The 16,366-nt window shown below is 67.3% G+C and carries 14 protein-coding genes and 4 pseudogenes; 9 read left to right on the forward strand and 9 right to left on the reverse strand.

Annotation, left to right across the window (positions count from 1 at the left end):
- Nucleotides 1–568: 568 nt before the first annotated feature.
- Nucleotides 569–883, reverse strand: coding sequence for a helix-turn-helix domain-containing protein (locus ACFYZB_RS33505; protein ID WP_388764941.1), 315 nt, complete (start codon nt 881–883; stop codon nt 569–571).
- A gap of 502 nt (nt 884–1,385) precedes the next feature.
- Here ACFYZB_RS33505 and ACFYZB_RS33510 point away from each other — a divergent pair.
- A pseudogene (locus ACFYZB_RS33510) lies at nt 1,386–1,573 on the forward strand (DUF4158 domain-containing protein); the annotation flags it as partial.
- A 29-nt stretch (nt 1,574–1,602) separates the two neighbouring features.
- Nucleotides 1,603–1,845 (forward strand): annotated as a pseudogene (locus ACFYZB_RS33515) (hypothetical protein); the annotation flags it as partial.
- A 164-nt stretch (nt 1,846–2,009) separates the two neighbouring features.
- Here the strand turns inward: ACFYZB_RS33515 and ACFYZB_RS33520 are convergent.
- The gene (locus ACFYZB_RS33520; protein ID WP_388764943.1) at nt 2,010–2,603 is read right to left on the reverse strand and encodes a TetR/AcrR family transcriptional regulator; all 594 of its coding nucleotides are present in this window, start codon (nt 2,601–2,603) and stop codon (nt 2,010–2,012) included.
- Nucleotides 2,604–2,860: 257 nt separating this feature from the next.
- On the opposite strand from ACFYZB_RS33520, the gene ACFYZB_RS33525 reads away from it, so the two are divergent.
- The gene (locus ACFYZB_RS33525; RefSeq protein ID WP_388764946.1) at nt 2,861–4,006 is read left to right on the forward strand and encodes an FAD-dependent oxidoreductase; all 1,146 of its coding nucleotides are present in this window, start codon (nt 2,861–2,863) and stop codon (nt 4,004–4,006) included.
- Between the two features lie 27 nt (nt 4,007–4,033).
- Here ACFYZB_RS33525 and ACFYZB_RS33530 read toward each other — a convergent pair.
- The 3 genes and pseudogenes from ACFYZB_RS33530 to ACFYZB_RS33540 form a co-directional block, all read right to left on the reverse strand.
- A pseudogene (locus ACFYZB_RS33530) lies at nt 4,034–4,535 on the reverse strand (DUF4291 domain-containing protein).
- Nucleotides 4,536–4,635: 100 nt separating this feature from the next.
- Entirely contained in the window at nt 4,636–5,166 is a 531-nt protein-coding gene (locus ACFYZB_RS33535) for a hypothetical protein (RefSeq protein WP_388764948.1), read from the reverse strand.
- Between the two features lie 550 nt (nt 5,167–5,716).
- Complete coding sequence (locus ACFYZB_RS33540) at nt 5,717–6,634, reverse strand: alpha/beta fold hydrolase (RefSeq protein WP_388764949.1); 918 nt, start codon at nt 6,632–6,634, stop codon at nt 5,717–5,719.
- Nucleotides 6,635–6,750: 116 nt separating this feature from the next.
- Here ACFYZB_RS33540 and ACFYZB_RS33545 point away from each other — a divergent pair, with 116 nt between their 5' ends.
- The gene (locus ACFYZB_RS33545; protein ID WP_388764951.1) at nt 6,751–7,356 is read left to right on the forward strand and encodes a TetR/AcrR family transcriptional regulator; all 606 of its coding nucleotides are present in this window, start codon (nt 6,751–6,753) and stop codon (nt 7,354–7,356) included.
- Between the two features lie 266 nt (nt 7,357–7,622).
- Here ACFYZB_RS33545 and ACFYZB_RS33550 read toward each other — a convergent pair whose 3' ends face one another.
- Both ACFYZB_RS33550 and ACFYZB_RS33555 read right to left on the reverse strand, forming a co-directional pair.
- Entirely contained in the window at nt 7,623–7,784 is a 162-nt protein-coding gene (locus ACFYZB_RS33550) for a hypothetical protein (RefSeq protein WP_388764953.1), read from the reverse strand.
- Between the two features lie 230 nt (nt 7,785–8,014).
- Nucleotides 8,015–8,380, reverse strand: coding sequence for a hypothetical protein (locus tag ACFYZB_RS33555; RefSeq protein WP_388764955.1), 366 nt, complete (start codon nt 8,378–8,380; stop codon nt 8,015–8,017).
- A gap of 384 nt (nt 8,381–8,764) precedes the next feature.
- On the opposite strand from ACFYZB_RS33555, the gene ACFYZB_RS33560 reads away from it, so the two are divergent.
- Complete coding sequence (locus ACFYZB_RS33560) at nt 8,765–9,358, forward strand: DUF4291 domain-containing protein (RefSeq protein WP_388764956.1); 594 nt, start codon at nt 8,765–8,767, stop codon at nt 9,356–9,358.
- Between the two features lie 355 nt (nt 9,359–9,713).
- Nucleotides 9,714–10,139: a hypothetical protein gene (locus ACFYZB_RS33565; RefSeq protein ID WP_388764958.1), complete on the forward strand. Its 426-nt coding sequence runs from the start codon at nt 9,714–9,716 to the stop codon at nt 10,137–10,139.
- A 55-nt stretch (nt 10,140–10,194) separates the two neighbouring features.
- Here the strand turns inward: ACFYZB_RS33565 and ACFYZB_RS33570 are convergent.
- Nucleotides 10,195–10,377: pseudogene (locus ACFYZB_RS33570) on the reverse strand (DUF4291 family protein); the annotation flags it as partial.
- A gap of 798 nt (nt 10,378–11,175) precedes the next feature.
- Nucleotides 11,176–11,769 (reverse strand): PadR family transcriptional regulator, encoded by a 594-nt coding sequence (locus tag ACFYZB_RS33575; protein WP_388764960.1) that lies wholly within the window; start codon nt 11,767–11,769, stop codon nt 11,176–11,178.
- Between the two features lie 72 nt (nt 11,770–11,841).
- Between ACFYZB_RS33575 and ACFYZB_RS33580 the strand changes: the two genes are divergently transcribed.
- The 3 genes from ACFYZB_RS33580 (at nt 11,842) to ACFYZB_RS33590 (ending at nt 14,879) form a co-directional block, all read left to right on the forward strand.
- Complete coding sequence (locus tag ACFYZB_RS33580; RefSeq protein ID WP_388764962.1) at nt 11,842–12,312, forward strand: hypothetical protein; 471 nt, start codon at nt 11,842–11,844, stop codon at nt 12,310–12,312.
- Between the two features lies 1 nt (nt 12,313).
- The gene (locus ACFYZB_RS33585; RefSeq protein WP_388764964.1) at nt 12,314–13,480 is read left to right on the forward strand and encodes an FAD-dependent oxidoreductase; all 1,167 of its coding nucleotides are present in this window, start codon (nt 12,314–12,316) and stop codon (nt 13,478–13,480) included.
- Nucleotides 13,481–14,399: 919 nt separating this feature from the next.
- Nucleotides 14,400–14,879 (forward strand): hypothetical protein, encoded by a 480-nt coding sequence (locus tag ACFYZB_RS33590; protein ID WP_388764965.1) that lies wholly within the window; start codon nt 14,400–14,402, stop codon nt 14,877–14,879.
- Nucleotides 14,880–16,366 lie beyond the last annotated feature (1,487 nt).

The following is a 16,366-nucleotide window of genomic DNA, read 5'->3' on the forward strand; positions in this document are numbered from 1 at the left end:
CGACACCTCGAAGCGTGAAGAACGGCCGCCCTGCTGTCCCGGGAACAAACCAAGATCAGCAGGTCAGGTGAACGGCGGAGGTTAAACGCCAAGCTAATCGACTGTTGCCAGTCCTCGAGGAAGCCGGCCTGTTGGTGACCTTGCGTGATCTCCTGGGGCGTATCGGCTCCATGTCCCGCCTGTCTCTCTGATGAGGCGGCTGGTGGTCTTGTCGTGGTAGCCGAGGGCGTCCACAACGACGAGGCCGGGTAGTTCGAGGAGTTGCTGTCGGATGGCGGCACCGCGGGCAGCGGCGGCCGGGACCCCGACCTCGTTCAAGAGCGTAGCGCAGGGTGGATGTGTCCGGTGCCGTCGTCCAGGAGCGCCGTGAGGCGGTCGGAGAGAGTGCAGCGTTCACACAGTCGCCCCACATCCCGGGCATGTCCCCCGTGTCCGGACGGCGCGGTCCGAGCAGGTCCGGAAGGCGTATCCGTTCGGCCAGACGCCGGCCTTGAGCCTGCGGCGCCGCAGCGGCAGCACTCGGCCATGTACCAGCGCTCGTACTGTTCGTCAGTGGCGTAGGTGCGGGTCATGAGTCGGGCAGGATGCGGGCGGCGCGGGGCCGCAGGTTCGCGACGTTCGCGGGCGGGGCGGGGAGGTCGTCGGTGGCGGTCTTGCGGACTCCGGCGTTCTCGGCGGTGGTGGTGACCAGGTCGGCCGGGGTGCAGGACAGGATGTCGCAGAGCGCGGCCATGATCTGCAACGACAGGCGCTCAGGGGTGCCGGAAACCAGGCGGTGGACCTGGGAGGCGGACAGGTCGATGCCCCGTTCGCGCAGCAGCGGCACCAGTTCGGTGGCCGTGAAGATCTGGTGCTGGGCCATGACCTCGCGCAGCCGCCACACGTATCCGACTGTTCCTCCGGCCGCAGCAGCGCGATCCCGTCGACCAGATGCAGCCTCGCCGCCTCCGGCACCGACCCGCTGAACCCCACCATTCCGCCACCCGCCGTCACTCGCATTCGGTGCGAGAAAGCCGCACCCGATGCGACTCGGTCGCCGATCCGCAGGTCAGCCAGCCACACGAGTGACGCGGCTGGCGTTCAGGTGGCACCACCCGCTAACGTCGCATGCCGCTTCAGGGCCTCAACCGCCCTGGTCACGCAGGAGAATTCGGGCATCCTCCGACGCCGCATCGCAGAGCGCCGCGAGTTCGCATCCGATGCAATTGGCGGTGCTTGGAACATCGGAACGAAAACCGGCGCCAAGCCCGTCGTGCGCCTGAGCGGGCGCGGAGCCTTCGGCAGTCGTGTTGATCACTGGCTGTCCGGAGGTCCGGGGGGCCGGTCGAGTTCCTGACGGATGGGCAGGCCGCGAAGTGCGCGTCGTACGACTGGGCGCCGTCCCGGAGTTGGAGCGGTTCTTCTTCCTGGACGACGCGGACCGGGCGCTGATCGGTAGCGGTGGGCCCACAACCGGCTCGGATTCGCGGTGCAGATGACCACGGTCCGGTTCCTCGGGGTGTTCCTGGACGATCCGACCGACGTGTCGGCGGAGGTGGTCGATCACCTCGGCGAGCAGCTCGGCGTTGCGGACGCGGCGGCGCTGGGATCGCTGCCGGGCTTGCGCCGCACCTGGAGCCAGGCCCGGTGGAGTGGAAGGCGTACGCGTTCTGCGTGCTGGAGCAGCTGCACCGGACGCTGCGCCGACGGGAGGTGTTCGCGAAGGACTACTCCAAGTGGGGCGACCCGCGGGCGAAGCTGCTGGGCGGGGACGCGTGGAAGCGGGCCAAGCCCATCGTGCCGGCGTCGCTCAACCTGCCTGGCGAGGCGGGCGAGTACCTGGCGGCGCGGGCCGCGCTGTTGGAGCTGTTCTCGTGGACCGGCACCGACCAGCGTTCACCTCGGTCACCGGCGGCGAGGGGAGGTTAAGGACTGAGATCAGAATGAGGTGCTTCCTGCCCGGCAATGAGGAAATGTCAGTTCTCAATGCCGGACTGAGGGGTGGCTGCGGCCGAAGTGCATGGTGGGGGCTAGGGGACAGGCGGCTCACTGGGCGGTTCCCAGCCGCGTGTGAGGATGTCGAAGATTGCCTCGACAGCGGCTCGGCGGTCTTGCCGACCGCGAGTGAGGGCCGGGATGTCGAGTACGAATCGAGCAAGAGCCATACAGGCGAGGTCGTCCTGGGCCACGCCGACCTCGTCCGCGATGGCTGCGCTGAGGCTGTCGGTGTAACGGGTCCACATGCGCTCGGCGTACGCGCGCAGCACCGGCGTGGACTCCACCAGGTTGGTGAACGCGGCCGCCTGAGGATGTGCTTCGATCGAGGGCCAGGTGTCGAGGACGTGCTGTCGGAGCGCGTCGAGGATGCTCTGACCGCCGGGTCGCTCCCGCACCGCGGCGATCAGTTCTGACTCACGGTCCTGGTCCTGGTCGAATACCAGCGCTTCCTTACCGCTGAAGTGCTTGAACACCGTAGCCGTCGACACGTCGGCGGCGTCGGCGATGTCACGGATGCCTACTTGATCGTAGCCATGCTCCAGAAAGAGCTGCAGTGCGGCGTCGGCGATTGCCTGCCGGGTGGCTGCCTTCTTGCGGTCTCGGCGACTGGCGGTGGGCACGGTCATGGCTAGAGCCTATCCGATAGTCGAACCCATCTCAAAGTAGAGTCGTTGCACTTTTTTGCTTGTTCTGATTTTATGGGGTTGTGGGCACCTGAGCGGCACGTCCTTGCCGGCATGGTCATCGTCAGGACCGCACCTCCTTGCCGTCCCGTCCATCAAGGGGACGCGCGACGCACCTCCATGACCGAGACGACCTCTGAGTGCCGCCACCCCGCCCTGTTCGCCCGATGACTCCTCTTCGCCGACCAAAAGGAACAACCATGAAGTCCCCAGAACCCGCCAACGCCGGCATCAGCATCATCGGCGCCGGACCCGGCGGACTGACCTGCGCACGCATCCTCCAGCAGCGCGGCATCGCGGTCACTGTCTACGACCGTGACCCGGGCCGCGACTTTCGCAACCAGGGCGGCACCCTCGACCTGCACGCTGACAACGGCCAGGTCGCCCTGCGCGAAGCCGGCCTGCTCGACGAGTTCTTCGCCCTCGCCCGTCCCGAAGGGCAGGAAATGCGCCAGATGGACCCGACCGGCGCGATCACGTCCCACCAAGTCCCGGCGGCCGACGAACTCTTCAAGCCGGAAATCGACCGCGGCCAACTGCGCAACCTGCTGCTCGACTCCCTGGAGACGGGCACTGTGCGCTGGGGCCGCTCCCTCGACACGATCAGCGGACCCGCCGATGGGCCGCGGCGATTGCACTTCGCCGACGGCACGAGCATCGAGACCGATCTGGTCATCGGCGCCGACGGCGCCTTCTCCCGGGTACGCCCGGCCGTGTCCCCCGCCGTCCCCGAGTACACCGGGATCAGCTTCCTGGAAGCACGGTTCTCCGACGTCGACAACCGACACCCCGAGATTGCCGAGCTGGTGGGCTCGGGCAGCGCCCACGCAGCTGACGGCGAACGCAGCCTGTTCGCCCAGCGCAACAGCGGAAACCACATCCGCGTCTACATCATCCAACGCGTTCCGGACGACTGGATCAGCACCAAGGGGCTGACCGCCGAGGACACCGATGGCATCCGCGCCGTGCTACGCGACGAGTACGCCCACTGGTCGCCCCGCATGCGCCAGATGATCACCGAAAACGAGGGCCCCTACATCCACCGCCCGATCCTCGCCCTCCCCGTCCCGCACACCTGGGACCACAACCCGACGGTGACCCTGCTCGGCGACGCCGCCCATCTCATGCCCCCGCTCGGCGTCGGCGTCAACCTCGCCATGCTTGACGCCAGCGAACTCGCCAACGCGCTCTCGAACGCAGCCACTGTCGAGGACGCCATCCGCGCCTACGAGAAGACCATGCTCCCCCGCTCCACCGAGACGGCCAGAGCCCTCGAACGTGGCACCGAACACCTGCTGTCCGCCGACGTACCCGACTTCGGCGGCGACAACGACGCCCAGCCTTAGAGGACATCTCTCAACTGGTGCCTGGACTCATTGGCGCAGGTGGTCCAGGAGTCCGTCGGGCACGGGGTAGGGGGGCTCAAGGGGAAGAAGCTGCTGGGCGGTGTCCAGGTCGCCGCCCCGAACATGCCCGTGGATCTCGTGCACGGGGCCAGTTACGTCGGTGATGGAAACCGTCCACTCGTCCGCGTAGCGGTGTGCGGCTTGGCCGCCGAGGCCGAGCTGCAGCGCGCGGTAGGGAAGGGGCTGCAGCTGCACATCGCGCTCGGGGCCCCATTGGACACGAGCCGAGGCCCGCTTCAACTGCCGCTTCCACGTTGCTCGGTCGGAGGGCAGCGCGCTCGTAGTGGGACAGGCACGCATGATCCAGCGCCCATTGGAAGCCTTCGCGGGTGATCTCGACTGCGAGGACGGTCTCCTGCCCTTCCTTGGCTCCCCATCCGCACCGATACATCATCCAGAGGAAGGACGGCTTGATCCAGGTCAAGGCACGTTCACAGACCTTTCCAGCGGGGTGCGCCTTCCCCGTCATCGGTGGTGCCTCTCCCCTCTGAGCATCACTGGCGGAAGGGCGCCTGCTCACGAGCATCGTCTGGTGGACGCCCTCTGAGAAGGGTTGGCCGGCGTACGGGTCAGATGTGCGGATTGCGCTCGTAGGAGGGTGACTCGTCGGGAAAGTCGTCCGGGAAGACGTCGCCGACCAGGTCACCGCGGAGGATGCGTAGGAGGTAGGACTCGACCGGGCCCTCGAAGAGGTCGTAGTCGTTGTCGCGGCCTTCCACGACGAGGACAGCCCACCTTCTGGGATCAGGGTGAGGGATCAGGAAACAGGCGTCCGCGTTGTCCGTTCCGCCCCAGCGGACCAACTGAGCTGGGTGTACGCCACGTTGGGCCAGGAGTTCGCGGATGTGCGGACGGATTTCGAAGAACTTCTCCCCGACTTCTTTCGTCCGGGACACGAGATCGACGTTCTCGTTGTCGGCGCCCGCCCGGTATACGCGCAGGAAGTCGTCGAACTTGGCGCCGCCGAACACGTCCAGGAAGCGCATGAAGGCGGAAGGGAAGGCGACTCCCAGTGCAGCCTCGGTCCGTTCGCAGTCGTTGGCGACCATTCCCGCCTCGCCAGTCGCCGGAAGGGCCGCCAGGAGTCGCAGGTCCGTCATGAGCTACCTACTTGTTGATGATGGTTTGGTCGATGTCGAGTCCACCGCCCTTGGCGGTCACGTGAACGCCAGAGGGAATCAGGTCTGTGGGGTTGCATAGCTGCAGATCACTCCTCCACGACGGCGTGAGCGCAAAGGGTGAGCATAGGCCCGTTCGCTGACCGTGAGCTCTCCCACAACCCATGAGCGTGACGCTGGTGAGTAGGCTCCGCCGACGACAACGCCTATCCGATTCCAACTCACCTTCGACTGACGCTCGTACACCGTCGTGATCGACGGCCAGGACGTGAGTGAGCATCAGCGGTCGACCTGCACACCGTCCCGCATGGCCTCCCGCGCGTGGTCCTGCACATGAGCCCCACGGAGGGCTGGCGGACCGCACCGAGCCTGCTCGCTGCAATTGGGAGTCTGTCTGCTGGTTCGTGTCGTTCTTCGGCCCCTGAAAGGGGTGGTGAGCGCGGCTTGATGACCCAGGTCAAGCCGCGTTCACAACCCTTTGACGGGAGACGGACCCGAGATCGCGGCCGAGACCCGCCCGGGTCCGCACCCGTCAGCCGATCGAGTCCATGAAATCCAACATCCGGCGGTTGACCTCGTCCGCGTGGTCGATCTGCGGTCCGTGACCGGTGTTCGAGACGATCTCGGCCCGGGCGCCCCGTATCACCCGCGGAACGCGCTCCACTTGCCGCGTCGGATGCACAAGGAGGCTTCGCTTGCCGAGCACCAGATAGAGCGGGGTGCGAATAGTGGACAGTTCCTCTTCGGACAGGGGCAGCGGAGCCGGGCGGCGAATACGGTAAGCGCGGACGCCTGCTCTGATCATCGCGCGCAGCTGCGGCACGACGAGGACCGGCTGCTCCAGCCAGGCCGCCAGTCGAGGGCGCAGCCCCTTGGGCGCGAAGGTCGCGAAGAGGCTGACGAAAATCCAGACGAAGAAACGCAGGCCGACCTTCTCGAGGCCGCCTGGGTCGAGCAGGGTGGCCGAGGCGAGGCGTGCGGGCCTGCGGTGTGCCTGATTCAGAACGAGCCATCCTCCATAGGAGGAACCAACCAGGTGGACGCGGTCGAGGCCGAGTCCCGCGAGTGTCTCGTCCAGCCACTGGGCGGCACGCTCGGGCTGGTGAATGGGTTCACGCTGAACACTGCGGCCGGGGTCGCCGGGTGTGTCGATCGCGTAGACGGGGCGCTCGGCGCTGAGCGCCGTAGTGTTCGGGTACCACATCGCGGAGCAGCTGCCCGCTCCATGTACCAGGACCACCGGGGTGCGGGAGACGCCGGCCGGGTCGTCGGTGCCGTACCGGTACACGTGCGTCGTCCCGAAGCTGGTCTCCACGTCTTCCTCTGCGACAGCCGACGCGCCCATGGCGTACACGGCGTCGCACGCGGAGAAGTAGCGCTCGCGAAGGGTGTCGCTCACGTACCGCCCTACGTCGGGGCGTACGCGTTCGCGGGTCGTGGTCTCGGACACGGCAGGCACCTCCAGAGGCGACAACTCGATCGTGATACGACCGTATCATTAACTTGATACAGTCGTATCATGAAAACAGCCGAGCATCCGGCGCGGACGGACGAGAGGCGCAACCGATGCCGAAACGCGTGGATCACGCACAACGACGAACCGAGATCGCCGAGGCACTCGTCAGGGTCGCGGGGCGGAACGGGCTGCACGCCGTGGGGATGCGAGATGTGGCAGCGGAGGCCGGTGTGTCACTCCGGCTGGTCCAGTACTACTTCGAGACCAAGGAGAAGCTGCTGCTCTTCGGGCTGCACCATCTGACGGAGAGGTTCGGGGAACGAGTCAGCGCCCGGGTTCGAGCCGCCGGGAGCAGTCCGGGCCCACGCGCCGTGATCGAGGCGCTGCTGATGGCGGCACTACCGACCGATGACGAAAGCCGTACGTTCCACTTCCTCTACACCTCGTACGCCGTCCTGGCCGTGACCGACGAGGCCCTTGCCGCCCAGCCCTTCATCGCGAACCCTGATGCCGCCGAGGACGCCCTCACCGGGCTCCTCCGGGAGGCGCAAGAGGCCGATCTCACTGGGCCTGGAATCGATGCGAGAGACGAAGCGGCCGGCTTGCTCGCCATGTCAGCCGGACTCGGCACCAGCATCCTCGTCGGCCAGCGCAGCCCGGAGTCCGCAGCAGCGATCCTGAATCGTCACCTGAACCGCATCTTCCAGGTCGGTTGACAGAGTTCGCACACTGACGGTCTATGGACGCGGCTTGATGACCCACGTCAAGCCGTGCTCACAGACCTTTGCCGGACGGAGCGGCAGCGCTCTGATTTCTCTGCAGACTCCCGAGTGGGTGTCCTGGCAGGCAGGATGGTCAACATGGAGATCATTCCAGGACAAGGTGTGGCCTCGTCAGGATCGGGGATCCACGCTCGCAGGTCGAGGAGCGCGTCGGGTCTCCTTGTCACGGCCCAGGCGGACAGCGAGCCGTCTACACCACCTCACCCACACTGGTGATCACCTACGCGGCTGACGAGACGGTCGAACTCGTGCAGATCGGCTACAGCGGCGAAGGCGGCGATGCCGAAGCACACTACGACGGGGTTCAACTGACCCATCGCTTTCTGGATGATGTCGTCGCGGACCTCCACGCCCTGGGGCACTCAAGCACACCCTCAGACATCGGCCACGACTTCCACGCCGGCTTCTCCGTGTGGTCCCTGCATTCGTTGCGGGCGCGCGGCCTCGACCCGGAGGCCGGCGAGGACGACGACCGCGCGGTCTCCGAAGGAGTCCCGGTCGCGCCGTACACCTACTTCACTGAAGGATGGGGCCGGGAAGCTGCGGGCCTGCCCGGAGGGCGAACGCCGTCCGGTGCCACCCCTCTCCCGGCTCAGCCGGTGTGCCGGTCCGTGGAGAGTAGCCACTGCCAGCGTCGACGTTCCGTGACGAGGGTGGCGGCCACGAGGAGAGACACGAGGACTGCCGCATAGATGGGCCACGCCAACCATGCGGCGATCGCGGCAGCAGCGAGCTGAAGCAGCACGAGCAGGATCGTGACCGTACCCGGAACAGGGATGATCACCTGCGCCTTGTCTCCCGGAGTGGAGAAGACGGTCGGGAGGCCAATCAGCATCACGGCCGCCAAGACGGCTAGCAGCCATGAGTACTTGGACAAGGCCCAGGGACTGGCCACCCAGGCGACGAGTTCCGCAGCGAAGCGCAGAACGGATGCGATGCGGTCGTCCGGTCTCTCCAAGTTCGCCCCCACAAGCTGTGTCGACCACCAGCGGAGGATCTTACGACCACGGATGGGGCGGTGAACCCGCCTTGGTGATCCACGTCAAGCCTTGCTCACAAACCCTTTGACCAGACCGTATGTGACGCCCATTGGTAGATAGATGCGATTTCGCTGCATGCGGACGCGGCAACGAAAAGGATCGCAGCAGGGACCCTGCGATCGTCGGCTCTCTGACATCCGCCGCCTCGCGTGCGGCAATGCCGAGATGTCGCTCTATGTGCCGGACGCGATTTGGCTCACACGGGCGACTGCCTGCCGCCCGCGTCCGGCGTGCTCCGTCGGATCGAGTAACGGGTCGAAAATCGGTGGTCACCCGAGCTGACGGAGCCCACGCTGGACGCCATGGAAGAACCGCACCACAGGATCCGCGCGCTGCACACCGCGTCCACGATCACCGTCTACCAGGCGTACTCCCCTGAGATCGGACTGCCCGCCACCCGAGACGGCCACTTTCCGGCCGCGTGGAAGCGTGACCGCATGACCTGGATCAAACCCAGTTTCATGTGGATGATGTACCGCTCCGGCTGGGGCACGAAGGAGGGGCAGGAGACCGTCCTCGCCGTCGAGCTCACTCGCGACGGCTTCGACTGGGCACTGCGCCATGCCTGCCTGTCGAGTTACGTTCGCGGACTGCATCCCGATCGCGGCACCTGGCAGCGTGACCTCAAGCGCGCACCGTCCCGTGTCCAGTGGGATCCCGAACGCGATCTGCACCTGCGTCCCCTGCCGCATCGTTCGCTGCAACTGGGCCTCTCGGGTGAGGCATCGTCGCGTTACGCGGACGAGTGGATCGTGTCCATCAGTGACGTGACCCCGCTCGCCAACGAGATCCACGCACTCGTCAGGGACGGAGAACTGGACTCAGCCGCCCAACTGCTCCCCCGGGAGCAGGAATACCCCGCCAGCGCAGAACTCCTAGCCCACCTGCGTCCCTGACCGGCAATCCGGGCGCAACTGGCGGCATGACCCATGGGCGTGATCAGGATGAACGCCTGCCTTCCGGGGAGGGCCGTACCTTCGGCACGGCGGAGGGCTATCACCAGCGATATCTTGTCCGCAACATCAACGGCGACGGCGGGATCGGCGTCTCCCATCCGATCCGTGTGGTTCTGGCCAAGGAGGGAGCTTCGCCATCGACCCTGATCTTCTGGTGGCTTTGTGGAGGGAACGCCATCCGTCGGGCCCTCCTGTCGCTCACACGTTTCGCACTAGGTACGCGGATCGCTGGGTGCGCTTTCACAGCCTCCCCGACTCGAAGCGCTACCCGGAGTCCGAGGACGAGTACGGGATCGTGCTGGACCGGTACAACACGATCCTCGACGGGTTGTTCGCGGGCACGGACGTGTTCGTGGTGACCATGGACTGGTCGAACACACCGACCGGGCCCGCAGGCTACCCGACGCCACGACAGATACTGCACCCCGACGGCATCCGCTGGTGGACAGAATCGGAGCAGGACGACTCCTACCCGGAGTTCCACACCCACACACGTCTGTACGCCGACCGCCGTCGATGGAACCGTGGCTGCCTCGACGGGCTGTTGCGAGCCGTCGCGGACGAGGCGCTCGTCGAAGTCTTCGTTGCCGACATGGAACTGCAGCGCATCCACCATCCCTACGACGGCGGCGCAGACGTCATCCTTGCCACGTCTGCAGAGCGTGACCGTGTGCGTGACCAGCACACAGACTGGCTTTCCAGCCACCCAGCCGGCCTCTGAGAGCCCCAACGGCTCCCCTTTCCCCACGCGCAGCGGTCTGTGAACGCGTCTTGGTGATCCACGTCATCCGGTCTCGCTGCCAGGCTGTCGGGAAGCGACCCTCGCGGGCTGCGGGCAGGCCGAGCTCTGGCGCGTATGCCTGGTAGACGATGACCGTGGAGTCGGTGTAGCGGGCGCGGATCTGGTGCTTGAGTTCTGCCACGGTGACAGCGTGCTGACATTGCTCGATGCACGCCATCGAATTACCTGTGTCGTCGACAACACGGGACGAACCGTTGGACGATCTCCGATGGTGGCATGGCGCAGTCTGCCTGGTCGCCCTCACTGGCGCAGTGGATCCGTTCAGCGAACGGATCCCGGGACTCAGGCCCGCACGTGTGCGTGAACTGGCGCGAGATGTAACCACCGGGCCGACCCTGGCGGTCGCCCGCACGCACTGGTGTCCTCGTAGGGCCCGGTAGACGACTCACCTCATTGTGTCCGTTGTAAGCCGTTGGCCCGGGCGTTGAATCTCAGTCGTCACGCACAGGGGTGCCAGCACAGAAGCTGAGCCAGAACCGAAAGTTCGTGAACAGAACCAATCCGGCAATCTGCGGGAGCGGTCCCAACTGCGGCGTCTGTGGATGTGTGCGTTCTCGACGAGCGTCGTCAGCCGGCCGTCCTTGGCGTGGATATCGGCGAGTTGCCTTTGACGCGGTGATCTCCACGACGCGTGGCGGTCGATGCTGCGCATGAGCGAGAACTGCGCTCGCTGACCCATCGGACCACGCATGTGCGCCGGTGCCGGATCACCTCGACGTGTGACCGCCCCGGACGGGTTTTGCTGTGGCGTGGCTGTTGCGTTGCTTACCGCCCGAGCGGTTCACCACGCGTTCGTCGGGCGTGCTGACTCACCGCAGGGTCCGCGCTCGCGTCGAGCGCGTCTCCGTCCGTATGAGACGTGGCGCGTGCGGCAGCATGGGCGAGGCGGCCTGCCCGACGCGACGTCCGGCCGCCCGGCCCGCCGTCGGCAGCCCCTGCGGGGCGCCGGCCGGCGTCAGGACGAAGCTCGGGCCACCGCTGCCAGGGTGTCGAAGTCCCACGTGAGCGCACCCGAACGGAGGTCCGTCGTGACCGCGTCGAGCCAGTCCAGCTCCGCGGTCAGTACGGCGCGCCGGTATTCGTCCTCCAGCACGGTGATCCGAGGCAGCGCCAGTTGGCGAGACTGCTCGGCAGAGGCCTCCAACTCGGCTAGGTGCGCCCTTACTTGGGCGGCTCGAGCGGTGAGGTCGGCCTCCACCTCCTGTGGCAGCAGCATCATGGTGAACGAGAGCGCGGCGGGGAACTCCGGGTACTCCGACCGCGTCGCGACCAGCATCTCCCGCAGCCACGCGCGTGTCGTCGTACGCCCCGCGTCGGTCACCTCGTACACCGTGCGCTCCGGGTACTGCTGATCCCGGCTGGTCTCGCGCACCGCGATCAGCCCGGCGTCGAACAGCCGGTCGATGGTCCGGTACAGGCTCGCCCGCTGGCTGACGTTGACGACCTGGTCCTTCCCCCACTGCTTGATCAGCCGCTGGATGCCGTACGGGTGCAGCGGCTGCATGTGCAGCAGCGAGAGGACGGTGAGGCCGAGAGGGGAGCTGCGCATGTCTGGAGCCTACCGGAGCAATCTCAGGAGAACTAGTTGACATGACACTAGTTTCATTGCAACTATCAGGCCATGACGACAGCGACCCCGCTCGACTCCGCCGAGCGCATCCACGCGGACCACGCCCCCGTGAAACACCTCGGTCACTGGACCGAGGCCACCGACTTCGACGTGCGCGCCCGTCGCGCCACCGTCGTGCTGGACCTCCGCTCCCCGCAGATCAGCTGGGACGAACCGGTCACCGTGAACCTGGAACTCGCCACCGCCGTCCTCACCCTGCTGCTGCCCGACGCCGTCACCGTCGACAGCTGGGACCTCGCATTCACCGGCCGCGGCCGGGTGAAGGACGCACAACCCGGCACCGGACGCAGCCGGCTACGGCTGGTCGGAGCGGTCACCGACGGCGAGATCCGCCTCCGCCGCGGCGGCACCGCCCAGCTCACCGCCATGTGCTCGCGCGCCTACCTGGACGACCTGCGCCGTGCCCACCGCAACGGCGCCCTGCCCACCGTGGACGACCCCACCCGGAAGGGGAACCACTGACATGACGCGCACCCGCACCGCGATCGTGGTGGGCGGCGGCATCGCCGGCCCGGTCGCAGCCCTCGCGCTGCGCCGGGCCGGGATCGCGGCCACCGTGTACGAATCGCACGCCACCACAGCCGACGGCGTCGGCGGAGCCCTCGGCGTCGCCCCCAACGGCCGGGCCGCCCTCGGCCTCGTCGGACTCGGCCGGATCGGCGCCCCGATGCGAGCCATCGTGCTGCAAAACCACAAGGGCCGGACCATCACCGAGATCCGCCAGCCGATGGAGTTCAGCTGGCGCGCCGGCCTCTACCGGCGGCTCTACGATCTGGTCCTGGAACAAGGCGTCCAAATCCACCACGGCCACCAACTGGTCGACGTCCGCGAGAGCGCCACCGGCATCCAGGCGGTCTTCGCGGACGGCACCTCCAGCGAGGAGGCCGACGTCCTGATCGGCGCGGACGGCCTGCGCTCCACCGTACGGAGGCTGATCGACCCCCACGCTCCCGAGCCGCGCTACTCGGGACTGCTCGGCTTCGGTGCCCGGGTCGACGGTGCCGGACTGCCGACCACCGGCGACCGGATGTACATGGCCTTCGGGCGCCGGGCCTTCTTCGGGTACCAGGTCTTCGACGACGGCACCGGCGTCTGGTTCGCCAACCTCCCGCACCCGTACCTCACATGGGGGCAGGTGCGGCAGACCCCGAACGAGGAGTGGCTGCGCGTCCTGGGCGAGGCCTTCGCCGAGGACACCCTCCCCGCTCTGGACCTGCTCCAGCGCACCACCCCCGAGAACCTGATCACCTCCGGCCCCCTGGAGGACCTCCCACACGTCCCCCACTGGCATCGAGGCCGGATGGTGCTGGTGGGCGACGCCGCCCATGCCACCTCCCCCAGCTCCGGCCAGGGCGTCTCGCTCGCCGCCGAGAGCGCCGTCGAACTCGCTCGCTCACTACGGGACTTGTCGCAACCCCAGGCCTTCGCAGCCTATGAACGCGCCCGTCGTGACCGGGTCGAGCGCGTCATCGCCCAAGCCGCCCGCACCAACAGCAAAAAGGCCGCCGGGCCGGTGGGCCGCGTGTTCCGGGATGCCCTCCTGCCGCTGTTCGCCCGCCTGGCCACCTCCGACAAGATGGCCTGGCAGTACGACCACCGGATCCCCTGGGACACTCCCGTCGCAGCATGAGGACGGCACCGATGCCCGTCCCTCTTCCGAAAATTCCACCCAACTGGTCTGCGGTTATCGCCACTTCACCGCATCGTGCAGCAGCGAGCCGCCCGACCGGGGCATGGCGCATGAACCGGCGGCTCCCCAGAGCGACAGCGCTGCGGTGCGCAGGACAGGCGGAGCCAGGTCCGCGGGCGGGCCGGACCTGGCTGCGGCAGTCTCCGTACGGTCGTCAAAGGCTCGAACAACCGGACCGACCTGTGGCGGGCCTCCTACACGCCGAATGACGGCTGGACCGACGGCGAGAAGAGCTAGTGGCTCTTGCCCAGGCTGTCACGAGAGGAACGGTCCACCGGGAGGGCGGACCGGCAGCTGCCTCGTACGGTGGCGGTCAAGATCTCTCCTCGGAGCCGGCCCACGACCGGCAGCCGTGAGCCCGCTTCCGGCGCGAGGCCCACGCGGCCGCCACGCTGAACCATCCAGCGGTCGCCGCCATCCACGATGCCTGCGAGGAGCCGCACTCACGCACCGTTCACGCAAACGGCCCCGGTCGAGGCGCCCGAGGCAACATAGAGCGCCTCCCCGCCGGTGGTTGTCGCCGAGGTCCCGGAGGCGTCTCGCTGCCAGTGAAGGTGCGGGCGGCTTCCACCGGATGGTCGCCTCGGCGAGCCGGGTGTGGCGTGATGACCGTTCGGGGGAGGAGTGCCTTCGTGCCCTCGGTGAGGCCGGCCGTGGACTGCTGTCACGCCTGCCTCGTGAGGCCGGAGGCTGCCGCTCGGCACGCCGGCCGCAGGGCTGATCAGGTGTGCCGGGCGCTGGAGCGGCACAGGCGGCGGGAGTTCCGCTGCTCTCAGGGGCGGATGCGGACGGCCCCCCCGGGCCGTGATGGTCGGGGGACTATCCCGTGCGCCGGGTGGCGCCGTCACCACCACCCGGCATGGTCGCAGACCACCCGGAAGCTGCCCACGACGCCACGGTGACCGAATGCGCCATCGCCGTCGAAACCGGATTCGCCGCCGTGGTCATGGGGCACCACGCCGAATGTCGCGCTGCGAGGTCCCACGACGGCGACCGGAGGGCCACCGTCGCAGTTGAAGCCCCGGAAGACCTCGACGGTCCTCCGGCTTTCATTGAGGACATTGAAGCTGTGTGCGCCGGGTCCGCTGGCCGCGGTGATACACCCCTCGATGAAGGCGGGGTACGAACGTTCGTTGAAGAAGATCCTTCCGGCACGCCTGTGACCGTCACCGCGCCCACCGCCGCGCTCACGTCCACCGCCGCCGTCACCACGCCCACCGCCGCGCTCACGTCCACCGCCGCCGTCACGTCCACCGCCGTCACCACGCCCTCCGCCGCCGTCACGTCCACCGCCGTCGCGGCCCCCGTTTCCGTCTCCGCCCCCGTTCTTGGTGCCTGAAGGAACCGTGGCAGAAGCGGCAGAAGCTGCGGATGCGGCGTGGTGCGCAGGCTGGGCGGCGCGGTGGGCCGGTTGGGCGGCGTGATGGAGTGGTTTGGCCGCCTGGTGGACAGGCGGGGAAGCCGGGGAGGATTCGACAGTCGAGGCATAGGTGATGCCGGCGGCTGCAAGGACGGTCGCGCCTATTCCGGCGCCGACCACAGCGAAAGCACGCGAGGGCATGGGCACTTCTCTCTTTCTTACGTGCGTCGGCCGGACGACCGACCTGCGATGAACGTACCGACGGCCCGCACAACCGGCATTCGGTGCTCATCAAAGGTGTGACGCTGTGAGGCCAACCAGGTGTACGAAGTCCAGGGCGGCGCATGCCCGCAGCCGGAGGGCATCGACAAAGGCCCCGGCAGGACTCGGCCCGCGGCACCGCATCGAGAGTCGCGGTCAGCCGGCCCCTCGGTACCTGTGGGGCCGCCCGTCCTGCTCGTTTGGGTGCGTATCTCGCGCAGCTGCCTGCCCAGGTGCCCAGGCCTGATCTCAAGTCGAGAAACGCCCCTGTGTCGCATCGATGGTGGCTGGCCTCGAGGCATCACCGGCCCCAGCGATGTCACCTTCTGCGACGCGTGGGCCTGGCGACCTCACCAGCGCCCACCACACGACCGCCCACTGCGGCACTACGCCTGGAGGTCCCCAGTAAGTGAAATCGGAAATAGGAACGCGACCGCGGCGAATGCACACCCGTCACGGTTCATGTGGTGAAGAGACGAGGAGGATCTACTGTCACTGCTCGAAATCAACTGTCCACGCCTGAGGCAGAGCGGCTTCTCGCCGATCCGACGCAGGCCAGTCACCCCTAAAACGCATAGCCTTGGAAACGGGTCGGTATTTCTGGCTCCATTTCCGGATTTCGCAGGGCGGCAGCGCGGAGCATGGCTGTACAGGACAAGATCCGACTGAGGAGGCCGGCGCGGTGGGGGCACCGTACGGTCGTGGCGGGTGGCCTGCTTGCCTTGTTGATCGGCCTTTCTTTCGCCGCGCTCTTATGAATGGACAGAGTCAATTCCTCCAGCCGCGGGAGGCCGCCCAGGAGGCATTCCCGGGCAGGCAGGGCAACTCATTCACGTCAGTACTACTCCGGGGGTCGAGGCGTCTGGCTCGGCAGATCAACCAGGCCGGTGAGTCGTTCATCCGGGATTACTCGGTCCCGCTGGTCGATGCGGCTCGGCGAGGCGACCCTTATGCACACGGCGTGACGGCGACGCTGGAGGGAAGGCGCAGGATTGATGGCCCGAGGGCGGAGTTCCGCCGCGATGACGCGGTCCAGGGATCCCTTGTCGGGGCGCGCCAGGCACCCGGCGATGCCGGCACCCGGCGCTCGCTCACCGCAGCATCGGTCGGCCTAGGGGGTTCTGGTGCGCTCATCATTGAGTCTTCGCCATCTTTGAACATGGCGGGGTCGGAGGCTCTGGCGTGGCGCTCGCTCGGGGTACTCA

Origin of the sequence: Streptomyces sp. NPDC001852, from assembly GCF_042891825.1 — a bacterium.
Lineage (GTDB): Bacteria > Actinomycetota > Actinomycetes > Streptomycetales > Streptomycetaceae > Streptomyces.